11 protein-coding genes and 1 pseudogene are annotated in these 16,900 nt (G+C 40.4%); all 12 read left to right on the forward strand.

Annotated features, from left to right (window positions below):
• Window positions 1-994, forward strand: a 994-nt coding sequence (locus AAC037_RS04435) for a FecR domain-containing protein (protein ID WP_339901847.1), incomplete at its 5' end; no start/stop codon positions are given.
• Window positions 995-1,033: 39 nt separating this feature from the next.
• Window positions 1,034-4,495, forward strand: coding sequence for a SusC/RagA family TonB-linked outer membrane protein (locus AAC037_RS04440; protein WP_339901848.1), 3,462 nt, complete (start codon window positions 1,034-1,036; stop codon window positions 4,493-4,495).
• 50 nt (window positions 4,496-4,545) lie between these two features.
• The gene (locus tag AAC037_RS04445; RefSeq protein WP_339901849.1) at window positions 4,546-6,078 is read left to right on the forward strand and encodes a SusD/RagB family nutrient-binding outer membrane lipoprotein; all 1,533 of its coding nucleotides are present in this window, start codon (window positions 4,546-4,548) and stop codon (window positions 6,076-6,078) included.
• Window positions 6,079-6,234: 156 nt separating this feature from the next.
• Window positions 6,235-7,008 carry an aldolase/citrate lyase family protein gene (locus AAC037_RS04450; protein WP_339901850.1) on the forward strand — a complete coding sequence of 258 codons (774 nt, stop codon included), beginning with the start codon at window positions 6,235-6,237 and terminating at the stop codon, window positions 7,006-7,008.
• 4 nt (window positions 7,009-7,012) lie between these two features.
• Window positions 7,013-8,446: an SLC13 family permease gene (locus AAC037_RS04455; RefSeq protein ID WP_339901851.1), complete on the forward strand. Its 1,434-nt coding sequence runs from the start codon at window positions 7,013-7,015 to the stop codon at window positions 8,444-8,446.
• 20 nt (window positions 8,447-8,466) lie between these two features.
• On the forward strand, window positions 8,467-9,627 hold the full coding sequence (locus AAC037_RS04460) for a mannonate dehydratase (protein WP_339901852.1): 1,161 nt from the start codon (window positions 8,467-8,469) through the stop codon (window positions 9,625-9,627).
• A gap of 50 nt (window positions 9,628-9,677) precedes the next feature.
• Entirely contained in the window at window positions 9,678-10,553 is an 876-nt protein-coding gene (locus tag AAC037_RS04465) for a 2-hydroxy-3-oxopropionate reductase (protein ID WP_339901853.1), read from the forward strand.
• Window positions 10,554-10,571: 18 nt separating this feature from the next.
• Window positions 10,572-11,885 carry an enolase C-terminal domain-like protein gene (locus tag AAC037_RS04470; protein ID WP_339901854.1) on the forward strand — a complete coding sequence of 438 codons (1,314 nt, stop codon included), beginning with the start codon at window positions 10,572-10,574 and terminating at the stop codon, window positions 11,883-11,885.
• A gap of 85 nt (window positions 11,886-11,970) precedes the next feature.
• Window positions 11,971-12,812: pseudogene (locus AAC037_RS04475) on the forward strand (RraA family protein).
• A 127-nt stretch (window positions 12,813-12,939) separates the two neighbouring features.
• Window positions 12,940-14,217 carry a mandelate racemase/muconate lactonizing enzyme family protein gene (locus AAC037_RS04480; protein WP_339901855.1) on the forward strand — a complete coding sequence of 426 codons (1,278 nt, stop codon included), beginning with the start codon at window positions 12,940-12,942 and terminating at the stop codon, window positions 14,215-14,217.
• A 16-nt stretch (window positions 14,218-14,233) separates the two neighbouring features.
• Entirely contained in the window at window positions 14,234-15,721 is a 1,488-nt protein-coding gene (locus tag AAC037_RS04485) for a mandelate racemase/muconate lactonizing enzyme family protein (RefSeq protein ID WP_339901856.1), read from the forward strand.
• 104 nt (window positions 15,722-15,825) lie between these two features.
• A complete protein-coding gene (locus tag AAC037_RS04490) occupies window positions 15,826-16,761 on the forward strand; it encodes an RraA family protein (RefSeq protein WP_339901857.1) in 936 nt (311 codons plus the stop codon).
• Window positions 16,762-16,900: the final 139 nt, after the last annotated feature.

Here is a 16,900-nt window from a genome sequence, read left to right on the forward strand (position 1 = left end):
CAAACTTTCAAAAAAGGAGGCGATTGAATTTTTGCATTTTCTTGAAAGTGATCTTGGAAAAAGAAGCTATCAAAAACTACTGAAAGAAACTTGGGCTGAAGAGGAAGAAATTAAATCAATAAAAGTAACTCAGCACCCAAAGACTTCTCGTCCAAAGTCCGACAAAGACCTGCCTTCCAAAAACAATGAAGATTTTTTTAAAAGCCTTCATTCTACAAAAATTTCTGCATTTAAATCTGTTTTAAAATATGCTGCCTGCCTGATCGCATTATTATTGGTTTTTAAGAACCTTGGTTTTTGGCCGGAGAGGAATAAGGAAGAAAGAAAAATTGAGCAAGAAATTGTATGGCTTATTAAATCCAATCCACAGGGAATCAAATCTAAGATCTTATTACCGGATAGTTCATGGGTATATCTAAATGCTGGAAGTGAAATTAAATACCCGGAAAATTTTGTAGTGAACCGTCAAGTCATTTTAACCGGAGAAGCATTTTTTGAAGTTTTTAGAGACAAGGATCATCCTTTTACGGTAGAGGCTTCCCACATTAAAACACAAGTATTAGGTACCTCTTTTAACGTCAATTCTGTTTTTCCTGAATCCGTTGAAATTGGATTGGCAACAGGTTCATTAAAGATTTTGAACCCTAGCTCAGGAGAAGAATTAATTTTGTCCCCGGGAGAAGCCAGTAATATATCATCCGATAAGGGTGAAATGAAAAAATACAGTGTTGATCCCAAAAAAATCGCCCCATGGAAAGAAGGTATTCTGCAATTCAACCATGAAGATTTCGAAAGAGTAGTCAAAAAATTAGAAAACTGGTATGGCGTTGAAATTACAATTAAAGGAGAGACACCCAAAGAAAAATGTAATGGAGATTTTCCGAAAAATACCTATTTGACAAATGTTTTAAATGTATTGGGCCACGCCTTGAACTTCAGTTTTGATATCAATAAAAACCAAGTAACGATAAATACCAATAATATGAATGAATAAGTAGTACTATAATTATTTCTAACCAATACCCAAAATTCCATGAAACATGTTTTATTTAACAAGTTTAATAGCCTAAAGTATAGGATACTTATCGTTGGGTTATTAAGCATAATCACCGTGCTGCCTACATCAGCTGCCAATACTGCCAAAAGTATTGAAGATGTAAAAATAAGATTGGATTTCCTTGAAGGAAATTTGAAAGATCTTTTAAGTAATATAGAAAGTAAGACAGATTATCGTTTTTTCTACACAGATCAGGCAGTTGAAGACACCGAGGTCCTTACACTCGATAGAAGTAAGGGGACAGTTGCAGACATTTTAAAGGATCTGGCGCGTCTAAAAAATTTACATTTCAAGCAGGTTAACAACAATATTAGTGTTAAGTATCTGGGTGAAAAACCAAATCAAAAAAAGGTTGAAATTGTTCTGGAACGGGCTGACATAAACATTAAAGGTCAGGTTACAGATAAATCAGGGGAAGCAATTCCCGGGGCTGCCATATCCGTTATAGGAACCACAGTTGGTACCATAACGGATATTGACGGTAATTTCTCATTAACAGCTCCTGAAGATGGAGAGTTAATGGTATCCTATATAGGATTCACGACGCAAAGGATTCAAATCAATTCCCGGTCCATCATTAATGTTACCCTGGAGGAGAACATCGCCGGCTTAGAAGAAGTTGTGGTGACCGCCTTAGGGATTAAAAGAGAGGCTAAAAGCCTTGGTTATGCCACTTCTACGGTAGAATCTGAAGAAATGACCATCAACAGAACCCCTAATTTTATCAATTCCCTTCAAGGGAAAGTTGCAGGGGTAAACATTTCTTCCATGGGTTCAGGACCTCAGGGTAGTAGTAAAATCAGGATTCGAGGAGTGTCCTCTTTTGGAGGAAATAACAGCCCACTTATTATTGTCAATGGTGTGCCCATAGACAATACCAATTTTGGTGTCAGTGGAGATGTATCTGAAGTTGGAAGTAACAGGAGATCGGATAGTGGAGATGGATTGAGCAGTATAAACCCTGATGATATCACCTCTATGTCTGTGTTGAAAGGAGCTGCAGCTTCAGCACTTTATGGTGCCAGGGCAAAAGATGGTGTGATAATGATCACCACGCGAAACAGGGCTACAGGCTCCGGAATTCAAATAGAGCTCAATACCAATTATACCAATGATACCCCTCTTGATTTTACTGATTATCAATATGAATATGGACAAGGAGAAGGCGGTCTAAGACCTACTTCACCCAGACCTGTTTCGGGAGTTTGGAGCTTTGGAGAAAAAATTGAGCCGGGAATGACACAAATATTATTTGATGGAATAGAAGTTCCCTACACTGCGCAACCCAATAAGATTAGAGATTACTATAGAAATGGTTCGACGCTTTCCAATACCGTTACCTTATCTTCCGGAGGAGAGAACGGTGGTTTTAGCTTGTCGGTAGCAAATATGGACAGCAAGGCCATATTACCAGGTTCTAATTACAATCGAAAAACGATTAATTTGGGTTTTACCCAGAACATAAAAAAATTAAAGGTTTCCGGGAATATTAATTATTCCAAAGAGGATAGAATCAATCCTCCTAATATAGCAGAACAGGATTTTAGTCCTGTGGTCATCTACACGCTTTCGAGTACCATGCCTTTGGATTTATTGGAGCAATATGCCTTTGATGAAAATGGGGATGAATTTCCTTACTCAAGATTTACCAATAGAACCAATCCATACTTTGCCCTTTCAAGGTTTGAAAACAATATTAGAGATAGGGTTTATGGAAATATAACTGCCAGGTATGACATTACTGACTGGTTATATGTTCAGGGAAGGTTTGGTCAAGACTTTTATTCCAGAGATTCTGAATACAATTTGCCAACGGGCTCTCAAAGACAATCTTCTCCCCCTCCGGGATTTGTCAATGGTCAATATATCCAGGATATCAGAAGGTTCAGAGAGGTCAATACAGATTTTCTATTGGGTATGAACAAATCTTTTGGTGATTTTGGCTTAATGGTTAACCTTGGTGGTAACCAGATGTACCGAAAATTAGATGTGAACACCCTTCTGGGGGAAAATTTCTATACCAGAGATCTTTATACCATTGGAAATGCCAGTAAGATTACTACCAATTACAGTATTTCTGAAAGGCAAGTGAACTCTTTATATGGTAGTACAGAGTTATCTTGGAAAGGCTTTTTATACCTTAATGGTACGGTTAGAAACGATTGGTTTTCTACACTTTCTCCTGCCAACAGAAGTATTGTTTACCCTTCCATCACCGGTAGTTTTGTCTTCTCTCAAGCATTTGAAAATTTGCCTAACTGGATGACTTTTGGAAAAATTAGGGTGGCTTATGCGGAAGTAGGTAGTGATACAGATGTTCAGCCTTATGCGAACAATCTGTTTTACAATATCAACCAGCAACAATTTCCAAACTCCAATGGTGTGGCACAGCCTGTAGGAAGTGTTAGTGGCTCAGTGGTACCTAATTCCAATTTGAGACCCATGAGGGTTAGAGAAAAAGAGATTGGATTGGAGATGACCTTATTTGATAACCTACGGTTTGAAGTTTCCTATTATGACAAGCTCTCTTCTGATCAAATTTTACAAGCCCAAATTTCTAATGCCTCCGGTTATGTCAATCAGCTCATCAATGTTGGGGAAAGCGAAAATAAAGGAGTAGAAATGTATGCGAATATTTCTCCTATAAAAACTTCTGATTTTGAATGGAATTTTGGAGCCAATGCTTCCTATAACCAATCCAAGGTTTTAAGTCTTGGAGATGATGTAGATGGTACTTTTATTACAGTAGGTACTGCGGAATTTCACGGAGAATTAAGACAAGAAGTAGGAAAACCCATGGCCCAATTGTATGGTTGGGGTTACCTAAGAGATGAGCAGGGAAGACAAGTATTTGACCCAAACAGTGGTAGACCCTTAAGATCAAATGAGCAAATAAACTTTGGTTCGGCAATCCCGGTGTGGGTAGGTGGTTTTACCAATAGTTTCAATTATAAAAAATTAAGTTTTTCCTTTTTGATAGACTTTAAATTGGGACACAAATTGATTTCAGGGACACATACCAATGCTTACAGGCATGGTCTTGACAAAGCTACCCTTATTGGTAGAGAGCAAGGATTTGTTGTCGGAGATGGTGTAAATCCTAACGGAGAAATAAACACCGCTCAAGCTCCGGTACAAACATACTATGAAACGATTCGTTCCGGAAGAATGTCCGAACAGTCTGTATTCAATGCAGGCTCATGGCAATTGCGACAGCTGACTTTGGGGTATGACCTAACTGACCTGATCCCGGAGAATAACTTTATTAAAGGATTGAGACTGAATGTGGTTTCAAACAATGTTGCTGTAATAAAGAAATGGGTGCCTCATATCCATCCGGACCAAAATGGTATAATCTCCGATAATAGAGCTGGTTTAGAAGCTACAGGATTGCCGGTTACGAGAAGTATGGGTTTTAACCTGAATGTGAAGTTTTAATGACTTTGCAGTTAGCAATGAAATAGGAGTTACAACTAAATTTATTAGCGATGAAAAAGTCAAAAAAATCATATATATACCCAGTCATTTTGTTATTTCTATTATTTTCCTGTGATTCAGGATTTGATGAAATGAATACCAATCCGGTCAGATTAACGTCAATTGACCCCACTTTTCAATTGAACCAAGCCATAATTACCAGTTCACCCGGTTACAATAACTTGACCTATGAAGTGACTATAGTGAGGCAGATGATTACTCCTTTCCAGGGAGTTGGGACAGGAGGTAATTTAAATCAGGACAATAGAGCAGCTACCCAAGGCAATTGGTATACCTATTATGAAACCATCATAAAAAATCTGGTGGATGGCTTAGCAGCACTGGAGGATATGCCGGATAGAACTAATTTGGAACATATCTTGAAAATTTGGAAAGCCCACGCTTTCATTGTTTTGACAGATACTTATGGTGATATTCCTTATACTGAAGCCGGAAAAGGCTATATCGATGGCGTGGTATTTCCCAAGTATGACTCTCAGGAAAGTATTTACAATTCCATATTAAGCGATTTAGAAGCAGCAGTCCAAGGACTTGATGCTTCCAAGGATGATATTGGTCAGGAAGTTATGTATAGTGGCAATATCGATCAGTGGAAAAGATTAGGGAATGCTTTACTTCTACGCGCAGGAATGCGATTATCTAAAGTTGATCCATCAGCAGCAGCTTCCTATGCGAGCAAGGCGGTTGCAGGAGGTTTGATGCAATCCAATGCAGACAATGCTGTAGTAAGACACAATGCCGACTATAGAAATGGTGTCGGTACTAACCTTAATGGAGGGCAAGCCCCTTTCTATTACCTTGATAAGGAATTTGTTGATTTCTTTAAGGCCAATGAAGATCCTCGATTGACAGCTATAGGAGTGAGGTATGTTGGAGCACTTAGTGGAAACGATCAGGTGGAAGCCAATGCGGTGAGAACTTTTGATGCCCAAATAGGTATGCCTCAAGGGTATGACAATACTACCATCATCCCTGTTGTGGAAAATGAAGGACTTGCCAGTCTATTTGATTATAGTCAATTGGATAGGAGCAGAATGGGAAATCCTGAAGCGCCAAACTTTTTGGTAACCTATTCTCAAACGATGTTATTGTGGGCAGAGGCAGCTTTTCGCGGATGGGCTCCCGGAGATCCTGAAGAATTATACCATGAAGGGATAAGAGCGCATATGGAGCAATTGGCATCTTATGGAATTAATGTTGCCATCCCCTCTGATGAGATAGATGCCTATATTGCTGAACACCCCCTAGAAGAAGGAAAGGAACTGGAATTAATCAATACGCAATATTGGGTTTCTTCCTTTTTAATAGGTCATGAAGCTTGGTCTAATTTCAGGAGAACCGGTTATCCCAATCTTACTCCTAACCCTTATCCCGGAAGTGATCTGAATGAGGAAGACTTTATTAGAAGGCTTACTTATCCTGATGCGGAGTTGACAGTAAACAAGGAAAATATAGATGTGGCCACCAGTAGAATGGGTCCTGATATTTTGGATACCAGAGTTTGGTGGGACGTAAAGCAATAGTATTTAACAACCTATTATTCCAATTGTAAAAACCTTGGCTATGTATTGAAAATTCAATGACATAGCCAAGGTTATAATAAATCAACTGAATTTCAGGTAATACATATGAAATGGTGAGGCTGTTTTGTATGGATTGTTATTGACAATAAACCTAAAATGAAAAATATAAAAGAAAGATTAAAATCCGGTGAAGCTTTGGCCGGTTGTTGGTTAAACCTAGGCAGTGCTGTAACAGCAGAAATTGTGGGTTCATCAGGTTACGACTGGGTGCTGATTGATTTAGAACATGGTTCAGGTGAACAGAGTGATTTATTGCACCAACTCCAGGCCTTATCCAATACTCCCGCTACAGCTTTGGTGAGAGTAGAGAGTCATCAAAAGGAAAGGATTCATCGGGTATTGGATCTTGGAGCCAACGGAGTAATGGTTCCTCAGATTAAAAAAGCAGCAGAAGCCAAAGCTGCCATTGCAGGAATTCATTATCCTCCTAATGGAAAGAGAGGAGTAGCAAAAATGGTCAGGTCAACAGGATTTGGTAAGAATTTCGATACTTATAAAAGTAGTACAATGGAAAACCTTTTAGGGGTTATCCAAATTGAAACAGTGGAAGCCTTAGGGGAACTGGATGAAATCGCCGGGCTTCCGGGTGTAGATGTGTTATTTATAGGCCCTTCAGACCTTACTATGGCTCTGGGAATTGATGGAGATTTGTCTCACCCTTTATTTATAGATGCCGTAAATAAAATTGTGAAGGCGGCAAAAAAAGGTGGTAAGGCCGTCGGTATCCTGCTTTTCGATCCCAAGGATTTCCAAAAATACAATGAACTGGGTATTCAGTTAATCGCATGTGGAGCAGACGCTACTTTTGTCGCGAATGGTGCAAGAGCCATGGCTAGCCAACTGAATTCGGCTAAAAATAAGAAAGGGTAAACAGATGTTGCAAGACCCTTTAATTATTCTAATCATAGGGATGCTTATCGTAATAGGTGGCATCATAGCCGGGAAATTAAACCCTTTTATTGCGCTGATAGTGGCTGCTCTAGTGGTGGCGTGGTTGACTCCGGAAGCAGCAATTGTTGACTTTGCATTAAGCAAGGGGCAATCTGAATCGGCTGCACAGGCCTTGGCCAATACCTCTATAGGAGAACGTATCGCTGCGGCCTTTGGAAGTACCGTAGGGAAAATAGGTATTTTAATAGCCATGGCCGCCATTATAGGTAAAGCCATGTTGATGAGTGGTGCTGCAGAACGGATCGTAAGATCTATTTTAGGCATGACAGGTGAAAAAAATGCACCTTTGGCATTTTTGAGTGGGAGTTTCTTTTTAGGAATACCTGTTTTTTTTGATACTGTATTTTATCTAATGATACCTTTGGCCAAGGCGATGGCCATGCGGTTGAAGCAGCAATATTTACTTCTCGTATTGTGTATAACAGCAGGAGCAGCCATGGCCAATTCCTTGGTGCCCCCAACTCCGGGACCTCTATTTTTGATTGCTGAAATGGATATTCCCATCGGCATGATGATGGTAGGTGGTTTCCTAGTAGGGTCTGTGACCATTATTGTAGGTTATTTATTTGCTGTATGGGTAAATAAAAGAAATCCTATTCCACTAAGAGAATCCATTGATGCTCCTTTGAGTGAAATTGAAGCATTGGCAAATAAAGATGTTGCGCTATTGCCATCATTGGGAATCTCTTTGTCTCCAATATTGGTGCCTCTAGTGCTTATTACAGGGAGTGCTACGGTCCACACTTTTATGGAGATGGACAGTGCCGATAATGGTAATGTTTTGCTTTTTATACTTCAGTTTTTTGGAGAGAAAAATATGGCCTTAATCATGGGGGCTATGGCTGCTTTGTTGACACTTTATCTTCAAAATCAAAAAGCTGATAAAGGGATGAAAGGGGCTGTTCAGTCTGCATTAACTAGCGGAGGAGTTATTATTTTGATAACTGCTGCAGGTGGAGCTTTCGGAGCTATGTTGCAACAAACAGGGATTAGTTTAAGAATTGCCGAGCTTACATCTGGCTATCAAATGGCCCTTATTCCTCTGGCATTCTTTATCACAGCTTTGGTGAGAACGGCTCAAGGTTCTGCTACTGTGGCCATGATCACTGCCTCCGGTATTTTATCGGGTATGTCTACCACCGGCTTGGATTTTCATCACCTCTACTTGGGGTTGGCCATAGCTTGTGGATCCAAATTGGTTCCTTGGATGAATGACAGCGGATTTTGGATTGTATGTAAAATGAGTAATTTAACTGAGAAAGAAGCATTGCGGACTTTTTCTCCTTTGCTTACAATTATGGGAATTGTAGGATTGGTAACCATTATGATAGCCGCAAAAATTTTTCCTTTAGTTTAAAATAATTAACCAAAAGTAATATGAAAGACATTTTAAAAATTTTACAGCGGAGAAGGTTTATGAAGCTGTTTGCTTCCGGTACCGCCGGAGCGCTCACAACGGCTGGTGTAGCTATAGGAGCAGATAGGTCAACACTGAAACCAACGAACAGAAAGGCAAAAAAAGTTTTAATGAAAGTAGGTTGCCAGTCCGGTGGGACATCAGAAGAAAACCTGGCTTTTAAAGCTAGGCATGGTGTGTATAATATGGATGGAGGCATGCCAAAATTTATCCCGGGAAAAGGCTGGGATCTGGAAGATTCCTTAAGGAAAAGAGATGCTTGTGAAAAATATGGTATCAGTTTAGATGCCTATCATCTTCCGCTCACTTCCGCAGGAATTGACCGTGTGGTAGTCCCAAATATTATGTTGGGGAAAGCCCCAGAGAGAGACAGAGAAATAGAAATGATCCAGCAAATGATTCAGGTATCTGCCAAAACAGGGGTTAAATTATTAAATTATAACACCACCATTTTACCTGTTTTACGAACCGGAAGAACCATTGATCCCAAAAGAGGAAATGCTTCCTACAGTACTTGGAATTATGAAGAAGCCCTCAAAAGGGAGCAACCACTGACTGTAGCCGGCAATGTAGATGCTGATGAGATTTTTGAACGTATAAAATACATGCTGGATAGGATTGTTCCGGTGGCAGAGGAGTATAAAGTTCAGTTGGGAAACCATATTGCAGACCCACCTGTACCGGATCAATACAAAGGAATAATGCGATGGAATAGTCCTGAAGTTTTTGAAGGAATGAAGAGGTTTGCTAAATTGTCGGACAGTCCCTATCATGGTTTTAATTTCTGTATTGGGTCCATTGCTGAGGGGCTTCGAGATCCTAAGAATGATATTTTCCCCATTATAGAATATTTTGGTAAGCAAAAGCAAATATTTAATGTGCACCTTAGAAATATTAAAGGAAATTATAACAATTTCCAAGAAGTATTTCCGGACAATGGAGAGATGAACTTTTTCCATGTAATGCGGGCCTTAAGGGATGTGGAATTTGACGGGATGGTGATGCCCGATCATGTCCCAAAACACGAAGCTGAAGGTTCGGGTGAACAAGCTTTTGCTTTCGCTTATGGACACATTATAGGCATTCTTCAGGCTTTAAAAGATGAGGCCGAAAACGCTTGATTAACAAAAGACTATTAATAAGTGACCAAATAAAATAAAACGCAACTAATATGAAAAAAGTAGGATTTATAGGATTAGGAATCATGGGAAAACCCATGGCCATTAACTTAATTGATGCAGGGTATGATCTTATTGTATTAGACAGCAACAAGGCAGCGGGAGATTTAACCCAAAAAGGAGCAAAAGCTTACTCCACATGTAAAGAAGTGGCAGAGCATGCTGATATTATTATCACCATGCTTCCTGATTCTCCTGAAGTAAATGAAGTTGTTTTTGGAGAAGGAGGGGTTTTGGAAGGTATCCAGTCAGGTGCTGTGTTTGTAGATATGTCTACTATTGCCCCTTCCACTGCCAGAGAAGTTGCGGAGGCCATGCTTAAAAAAGGTGTAGATGCCTTGGATGCACCTGTTTCAGGTGGGCAAGTTGGTGCAGAACAAGGGAATCTTTCAATTATGGTAGGAGGAAAGCAGTCTGCATTTGATACTGCCATGCCACTGTTTGAAGTTATGGGAAAAAGTGCAGTTTTGATAGGGGATGCCGGAGCGGGTCAGATGACCAAAGCCTGCAATCAAATGATTGTGGGAATGACCATCCAAGCTGTAGCCGAGTCTTTTACTTTGGCCAAAAAAGCAGGAGTAGATCTTGAGAAAATGAGAGAAGCATTATTGGGAGGTTTTGCCCAGAGTCGCATTCTAGACCTCCATGGTCAAAGAATAATTGACCGAAATTTTGAGCCGGGTTTTAAGATCAAATTGCACAGAAAAGACATGAATATTGCCTTAATGGCCGGAAAAGAATTTAAAGTGCCACTTTATGGTTCGGCGCTTGTAGCCAGCCATATGGATGCTGTATTGGCTGCGGGAATGGATGAAAAAGACCACAGCGCCTTGGCTTTGTTAATGGAAAAATTTTCCAATGTGGACTAAACCTTCAAGTCTAAAATTATGAACAACAATTTATCAGGTAGGGGGCCGATCATAAAAGATATGGTCATTACCCCTATCGCGATTACAGATCCCCCCTTACTTAACGCAGCAGGATTACATGCTCCATATGCCTTGCGAACAATTGTGGAGTTAGTTACTGAGGATGGAATCGTAGGAATTAGTGAAATTCCGGGAAATGAAGCCATCAATGATTCTCTAGCGGAAGCAGCACCTTTGATTATTGGTAAGGATGTCTATCAGCTTAACCAATTGCAAGCTTCAATTAATTCCCATTTCGGTACCGATACGAGTAAAGATAGGGGGGATGCACCATGGGATCAAAGAAAGCTGGTGCATGTTTTCTCGGCATTGGAAGTAGCCTGCCTTGACATAATCGGAAAAGTAGTAAATCGCCCAATTGTAGACCTTTTAGGAGGTAAAATGCGAGACGCAGTTCCTTTTGCAGCTTATCTTTTTTATAAATATGAAGGTGCCGGAGGACCCTTGGGTTTTGGAACCAAACCAAATGCCACTGGCTGGGATGCAGCCAGGCAGGAGGAGGCCATCAATCCTGAAGGAATTGTTGCTCAAGCCCAAGCCATGTGTAAACATTTTGGGTTTCAATCTATAAAACTAAAAGGTGGGGCTTTTCCACCGGAGGAAGAAGTGGCCGCCATGTTTGCTTTGCATGAAGCATTTGGGGATAAAATGCCATTAAGGTTTGATCCCAATGCCATATGGAAGGCGGAAACAGCCCTCAAATATGGTAAAGAAATGGAATCCATTTTAGAGTATTTGGAAGACCCGGTTCGTGGGCAAGAAGAAATGGCCAAGTTAAGAAAGGCCATTCAAACTCCCCTTGCAACGAATATGTGTACGACTTCATTTGAGGAAATTCCTGCAAGTATTCGTCTTGGAGCTGAAGATATTATTTTAAGCGATCATCATTTTTGGGGAGGCTTAAAAGCTTCTATGGAGTTGGCCAGGCTTTGTAGCACATTTGGAAGGAAACTTTCAATGCATTCCAATAGCCATTTGGGGATATCTTTGGCCGCCATGGTACATTTAGGCGCAGCACTTCCAGAGGTTCCCTATGCATTGGATACCCATTATCCATGGCAATCTGAAGAGGTGATACAAGGTGGAAGTATTCCCTTTGTTAATGGCTCTGTTGAAGTACCTAAAGGTGCAGGTTTAGGGGTGGAACTTGATCGCAAAGCTTTGGAAAAACTGCATCAACAATACCTTCAGGCCGGCTTGACCAAAAGGGACGATCAAATAGAAATGAGAAAGGTTCATCCAAGTTGGACTTTTCAAAAAGTTCGTTGGTAAATAAGTTTTTTTTTACACCCATCTCTATGAAGAGATGGGTTTATATCTTCGTTTTACTTTAAACCGGTTTTCCATGAGAAAGTTGATGTCAATAGCCCTAGGGTATATTATTTCTTTTCTAGTTATTGCTCAAGGTATAGGGCAACAAATTAGTAAAGAAGAGATGCTATTTCTCACACCTAACTGGTCTGGAGAAAGATATGAAGATGGTCGCCCAAAAGTTTCCGATGAGATTCTGGACAGGATGAAGGCCGTAACGCATGAGGAAGCTTGGGCGGTTTTAAAGGTTATAAGTACCAATATGCAGAAAACTGGCAAACCATCCATTCCGATAGCGTTTTGGTTGGGAGGGCCTTAACAGCCACTTTTATGCCGGGAAGACCAGATATACATGATGCTATTGATAAAAGGGGAAAGGCTGAGGGGAAAAGAGGGCAAAATAGTTGGCCTGTAGACCTATTGGTGCCCCGTGATGTATACGTGGCCAATCAATTTGGTCTTCACAAAGGTGGACCAACTATAGGTGATAACGTTGGCAATGCCATTTTTGCCAAGTCAGGAAATGGAATCGTATATGATGGTGCAGTTAGAGATATCAATACCATGTTAATTGGAATCAATACACCTACCCAAATTAGACAAGTTACTGTAATGGCCGGCGACGTGGTATTAGGAAGAGATGGGGCCGTTACCTTTATTCCTCCCCATTTGGCCGAGAAGGTAGTGATCACTTCAGAGGTGGTCAGGCTCAGAGATATGTTTGGCCACAGCAGGCTTAGAGAAGGTGTTTATACTGCAGGACAAATTGATACCCGCTGGTCTCCTGAAATTGAGAAAGATTTTTCACAATGGCTTAATGACCACAAAGAAGATTTGCCCATTCCAAAGGAACAAATCGAAGAAATTTTAAAAGAAAGAACCTGGTAATTCTAAATAAAGGAATCCTTAATGTATAGAATAATAGCTTGTTATGTGATACAATACGCTATTTATTGAATTGTATTTAAAAATATTGACCTTTTTTCAATAATTGATTTAACCCAAATAACCTATCATGAACAAAAACCTAAAAAGAAGATCATTCTTGTCTAAAGCCGCATTATCGGGAGTGACCGGAGCAGCTTTTTTATCCGGTTACGGATCCTCACTAACTGCCGCGGTAGAAAAGAGACCCTCTTATTCCAATCCTTCAGACTTAAAGATTACTGATGTAAAATGTGGTTATGTGAGGGGTGCATTGTACGTAAAGGTTTATACCAATCAAGATATATATGGATGTGGAGAAGCAGTTGATGCCATTCATGGTACTTACCACCTTGTAAAAAGACTTGGTGGACAAATCAAAGGTGAAAACCCACTTAACCCCAATCGGCTTGCTGAACAGTTAAGGAAGGGAGCATTTTTCGGAGGCGCTCAATCGGGCGTATTTGTGGCTGTACTAACAGCCATAGAAACAGCTCTTTGGGACATTACGGGTAAGGTGTTTGGTGTCCCTGTCTACCAATTATTGGGAGGGAAATTTAGAGATAAAATCAGGGTGTATTGTGATACTGCGCTTTACACATCCAGAAATCCAAGCCCTCAAGATTATGCCCAAGCTGCCAGGGGAGCAGTGGATAGAGGCTATACTGCGGTTAAGTTTGATGTAGATGATGGGAGAGATCCGAACAAATATGATAGGTTTAACTGGACGGCAAGCCCTGCCGAAATTGACCGGATGTACAATGCCATAGCTGCCGTAAGAGAGGAAGTTGGAAAAAACATTGATATCTGTGTGGACATGCATGGCAGGTATGATTATATCACAGGAGTTAAAATGGCCCGTATGTATGAAGACCTTGATCTGATGTGGCTGGAGGAGCCCATTCCTGCAGATAACCCCAAGCTATATCAACAGCTTACCCAACAGACCAGTACGCCGATTTGTACGGGAGAGAATGTCTATTTGGCCTATGGCTTTGTCAACCTGCTAAGTGAAGGTGGGGCGGATATAATTATGCCTGATATTCAGAAAGCAGGGGGCCTTGGTGAAGCACAAAGGATCGCCAACCTTTCTAATTTGTTTTATGTGCCCTTTAGTCCCCATATGGTTGCTTCATTTTTAGGAGCCATGGCTTCTTGCCATGTTTGTGCCTCCGTTCCTAATTTTCAAATCATGGAATGGCAAATTTATATGGACACAGACCAGATGTGGCAAGACATTGTAAGTTATGAGGGAGAAAGGACGGTTGACGGGTTTATTAAGCTATCCGAAAAACCAGGAATTGGGGTGGAAATTAATGAAGAAGGCATGAAAAAATATGCAGTGAAAGAAATACCTTTTTTTGAATAATTAAATAACAAAGACCATGACAATGAAACCAAAAAACAATCCAAAGTTTAAACATCTTTTTGACCTACCAAAAGATGCAGGTAAAATTGAGAAAAAACCTCAACCGAGCAGCTTTGTGAAGGAAAATATTCCCGACCGAAGATCCTTTCTTCAAAAGGCGGCACTTGGAGGGCTGGGCCTGGGTGCTTTTATGTCCATGCCCATTGAAGACACCCTGGCACATTCCATGCAGCATGTCAATAGAAATTCAAACCCTTCAGATTTAAGGATTACAGATTTAAGAATTGCAGAAGTTGTAGGAGCTCCCATGCGGTGTCCAATTATTCGAATTGATACCAACCAAGGAATTTATGGTTTGGGGGAAGTCAGGGATGGTGCGAGTGCCAGGTATGCACTTGTTTTGAAAAGTAGGATTTTAGGGGAGAACCCATGCCAAGTTGAGCGACTTTTTAAAAGAATCAAACTTTTTGGGAACCATGCCAGACAGGCCGGCGGGGTTTGCGGCATTGAAATGGCCTTATGGGATTTGGCAGGAAAAGCTTATAATGTTCCAATTTACCAAATGTTGGGCGGTAAATACCGAGATTCCATCCGGCTATATTCAGATACTACTAAATCCAATGATCCTGAAGTCTTTGCAGACCGGTTAAAGGCCAGAAAAGACAAAGGCTATACCTTTCTAAAAATGGATTTTGGTGTGGAAATGGTCAAAGACAATGAGGGATCTGTTGTGAACACCAGGGCTTTTGAGAAAGGCAAGGCTTGGGATTCGGAATATGGGAGTTATGGTAGAACCGGCCACCCATTCACCGGGGTACAAATTACAGATAAAGGTATTGCTGAAATGGTTGAATATGTTGCCGCTGTAAGAAATAAAGTAGGCTATGATATTCCTTTAGCTGCAGATCATTTTGGTCATTTTGATTATAAAGAATGTATCCGCTTGGGTGAAGCTCTGGAGCCTTATCGCTTGGCATGGCTTGAAGACATGGTTCCTTGGTTTTATACTGAAAAATGGAAGCAGATAACGGATGCCATCAAAACGCCCACCTTGACAGGCGAAGATATTTTTCTTAAAGAAGAGTTTATTAAGTTGATTGATGCGCGAGCCATCGACATGATCCAACCTGATTTGGCTTCTTCCGGTGGAATTTTGGAAACCAAAAAAATTGGGGATTATGCAGAAGAAAAAGGAATCCCAATGGCCATGCATTTTGCTGGCACTCCTGTTTCCTTTATGGCCAATATTCATTGTGCGGCGGCCACAGAAAATTTTATATCCTTGGAGCATCACTCTGTTGATATTCCTTGGTGGGAGGACTTGGTAAAAGACGTACCCAAACCACTCGTCATAGATGGCTTTGCTAAAGTTCCGGAAGGTCCGGGGCTGGGAATTGACTTGAATGAGGAGGTAATAAAGGAACACTTACAAGATGGTACTGAGTACTTTGCACCTACTGAAGAATGGAATACTGATCGTTCGAATGACAGGTGGTGGAGTTGATGAAATCGTTTACTAAAATGATGGTTATCAATTTAGATGAAAGACTGGTTGTTTTATTACATTCTTTTGAGGAAATTCACGTTTAATTAGTTAAAATATAGAAAATGATGAAGAAGATTTTGCTTGTATGCTTGGTATGCTTGTCTGCATTTATTACGGAAAGTTTTTCCCAGCAGATTTCACCTAGTCCCGAACAGATAATTGCACTGACGTCCGAATGGAAAGGGGAAAGATTTCCTGACGGAAGACCTAAAGTTTCAGATGAACACTTAGAAAGGTTAAAAGCCATCTCTATGGAAGAAGCATGGGGTATATTAAGAAATAAAGGCTATAACAACCAGTTTGAAAATGACTGGGTGATTATGGATGAGAATGAAGTGATGACGGGTAGGGCAGTAACTGCTCAGTATATGCCATTCAGAGAAGATGTAAACAATCTGGTAAAGAAGATTGGGAAAGAAGAAGGACGTGCTCAATCCGGAGGAACCAACTCTTGGCCGATTGATGGTTTGGTAGAAGGCGATGTTTATATCGCTGATAGTTATGGTAAGATTGCCGATGGAACTTTGATTGGCGACAACTTAGGTACTGCCATTTATTCAAACTCTAAAAGAGGTGTAATTTTTAACGGATCTGTTAGAGACATGGCTGGCTTATCAAAAATTGAAGGATTTAATCTCTGGATTAAAGGTCATGATCCTTCTTATATTCAAGATATGATGCTTACTACGATAAACTATCCGGTAAGGATTGGAAGGGCTACAGTGTTGCCTGGCGATGCTGTTTTGGCTAACAAATGGGGAGTAATATTTATTCCTGCTCATTTGGTGGAAGACTTGGTAATCAATGCGGAGTTTACTGCCCTAAGAGATCAATTTGGCCACATGAGGTTGAAAGAAAAGAAATATACTGCAGGTGAAATAGACAGCAGGTGGAGTGAAGCAATTAAAGCTGATTTTATGGAGTGGTTAAATAAGAAAAATGACCTTCCCATGAGTAAAGAAGAACTAGACGCTTACTTAGAAGATAGAAACTGGTAAAATAGAAACCCTCCTTTATTAACTTAAAGGAGGGTTTTTTATTTATGCGCTATTAAATAGGGCTTCTTGCTGATTTATTAATTACCTGATAACCAGTGTAATAAATAACAAAAATATAACACAAAAACCCCGAATTTAG

Origin of the sequence: uncultured Cyclobacterium sp. (assembly GCF_963976465.1) — a bacterium.
GTDB lineage: Bacteria > Bacteroidota > Bacteroidia > Cytophagales > Cyclobacteriaceae > Cyclobacterium.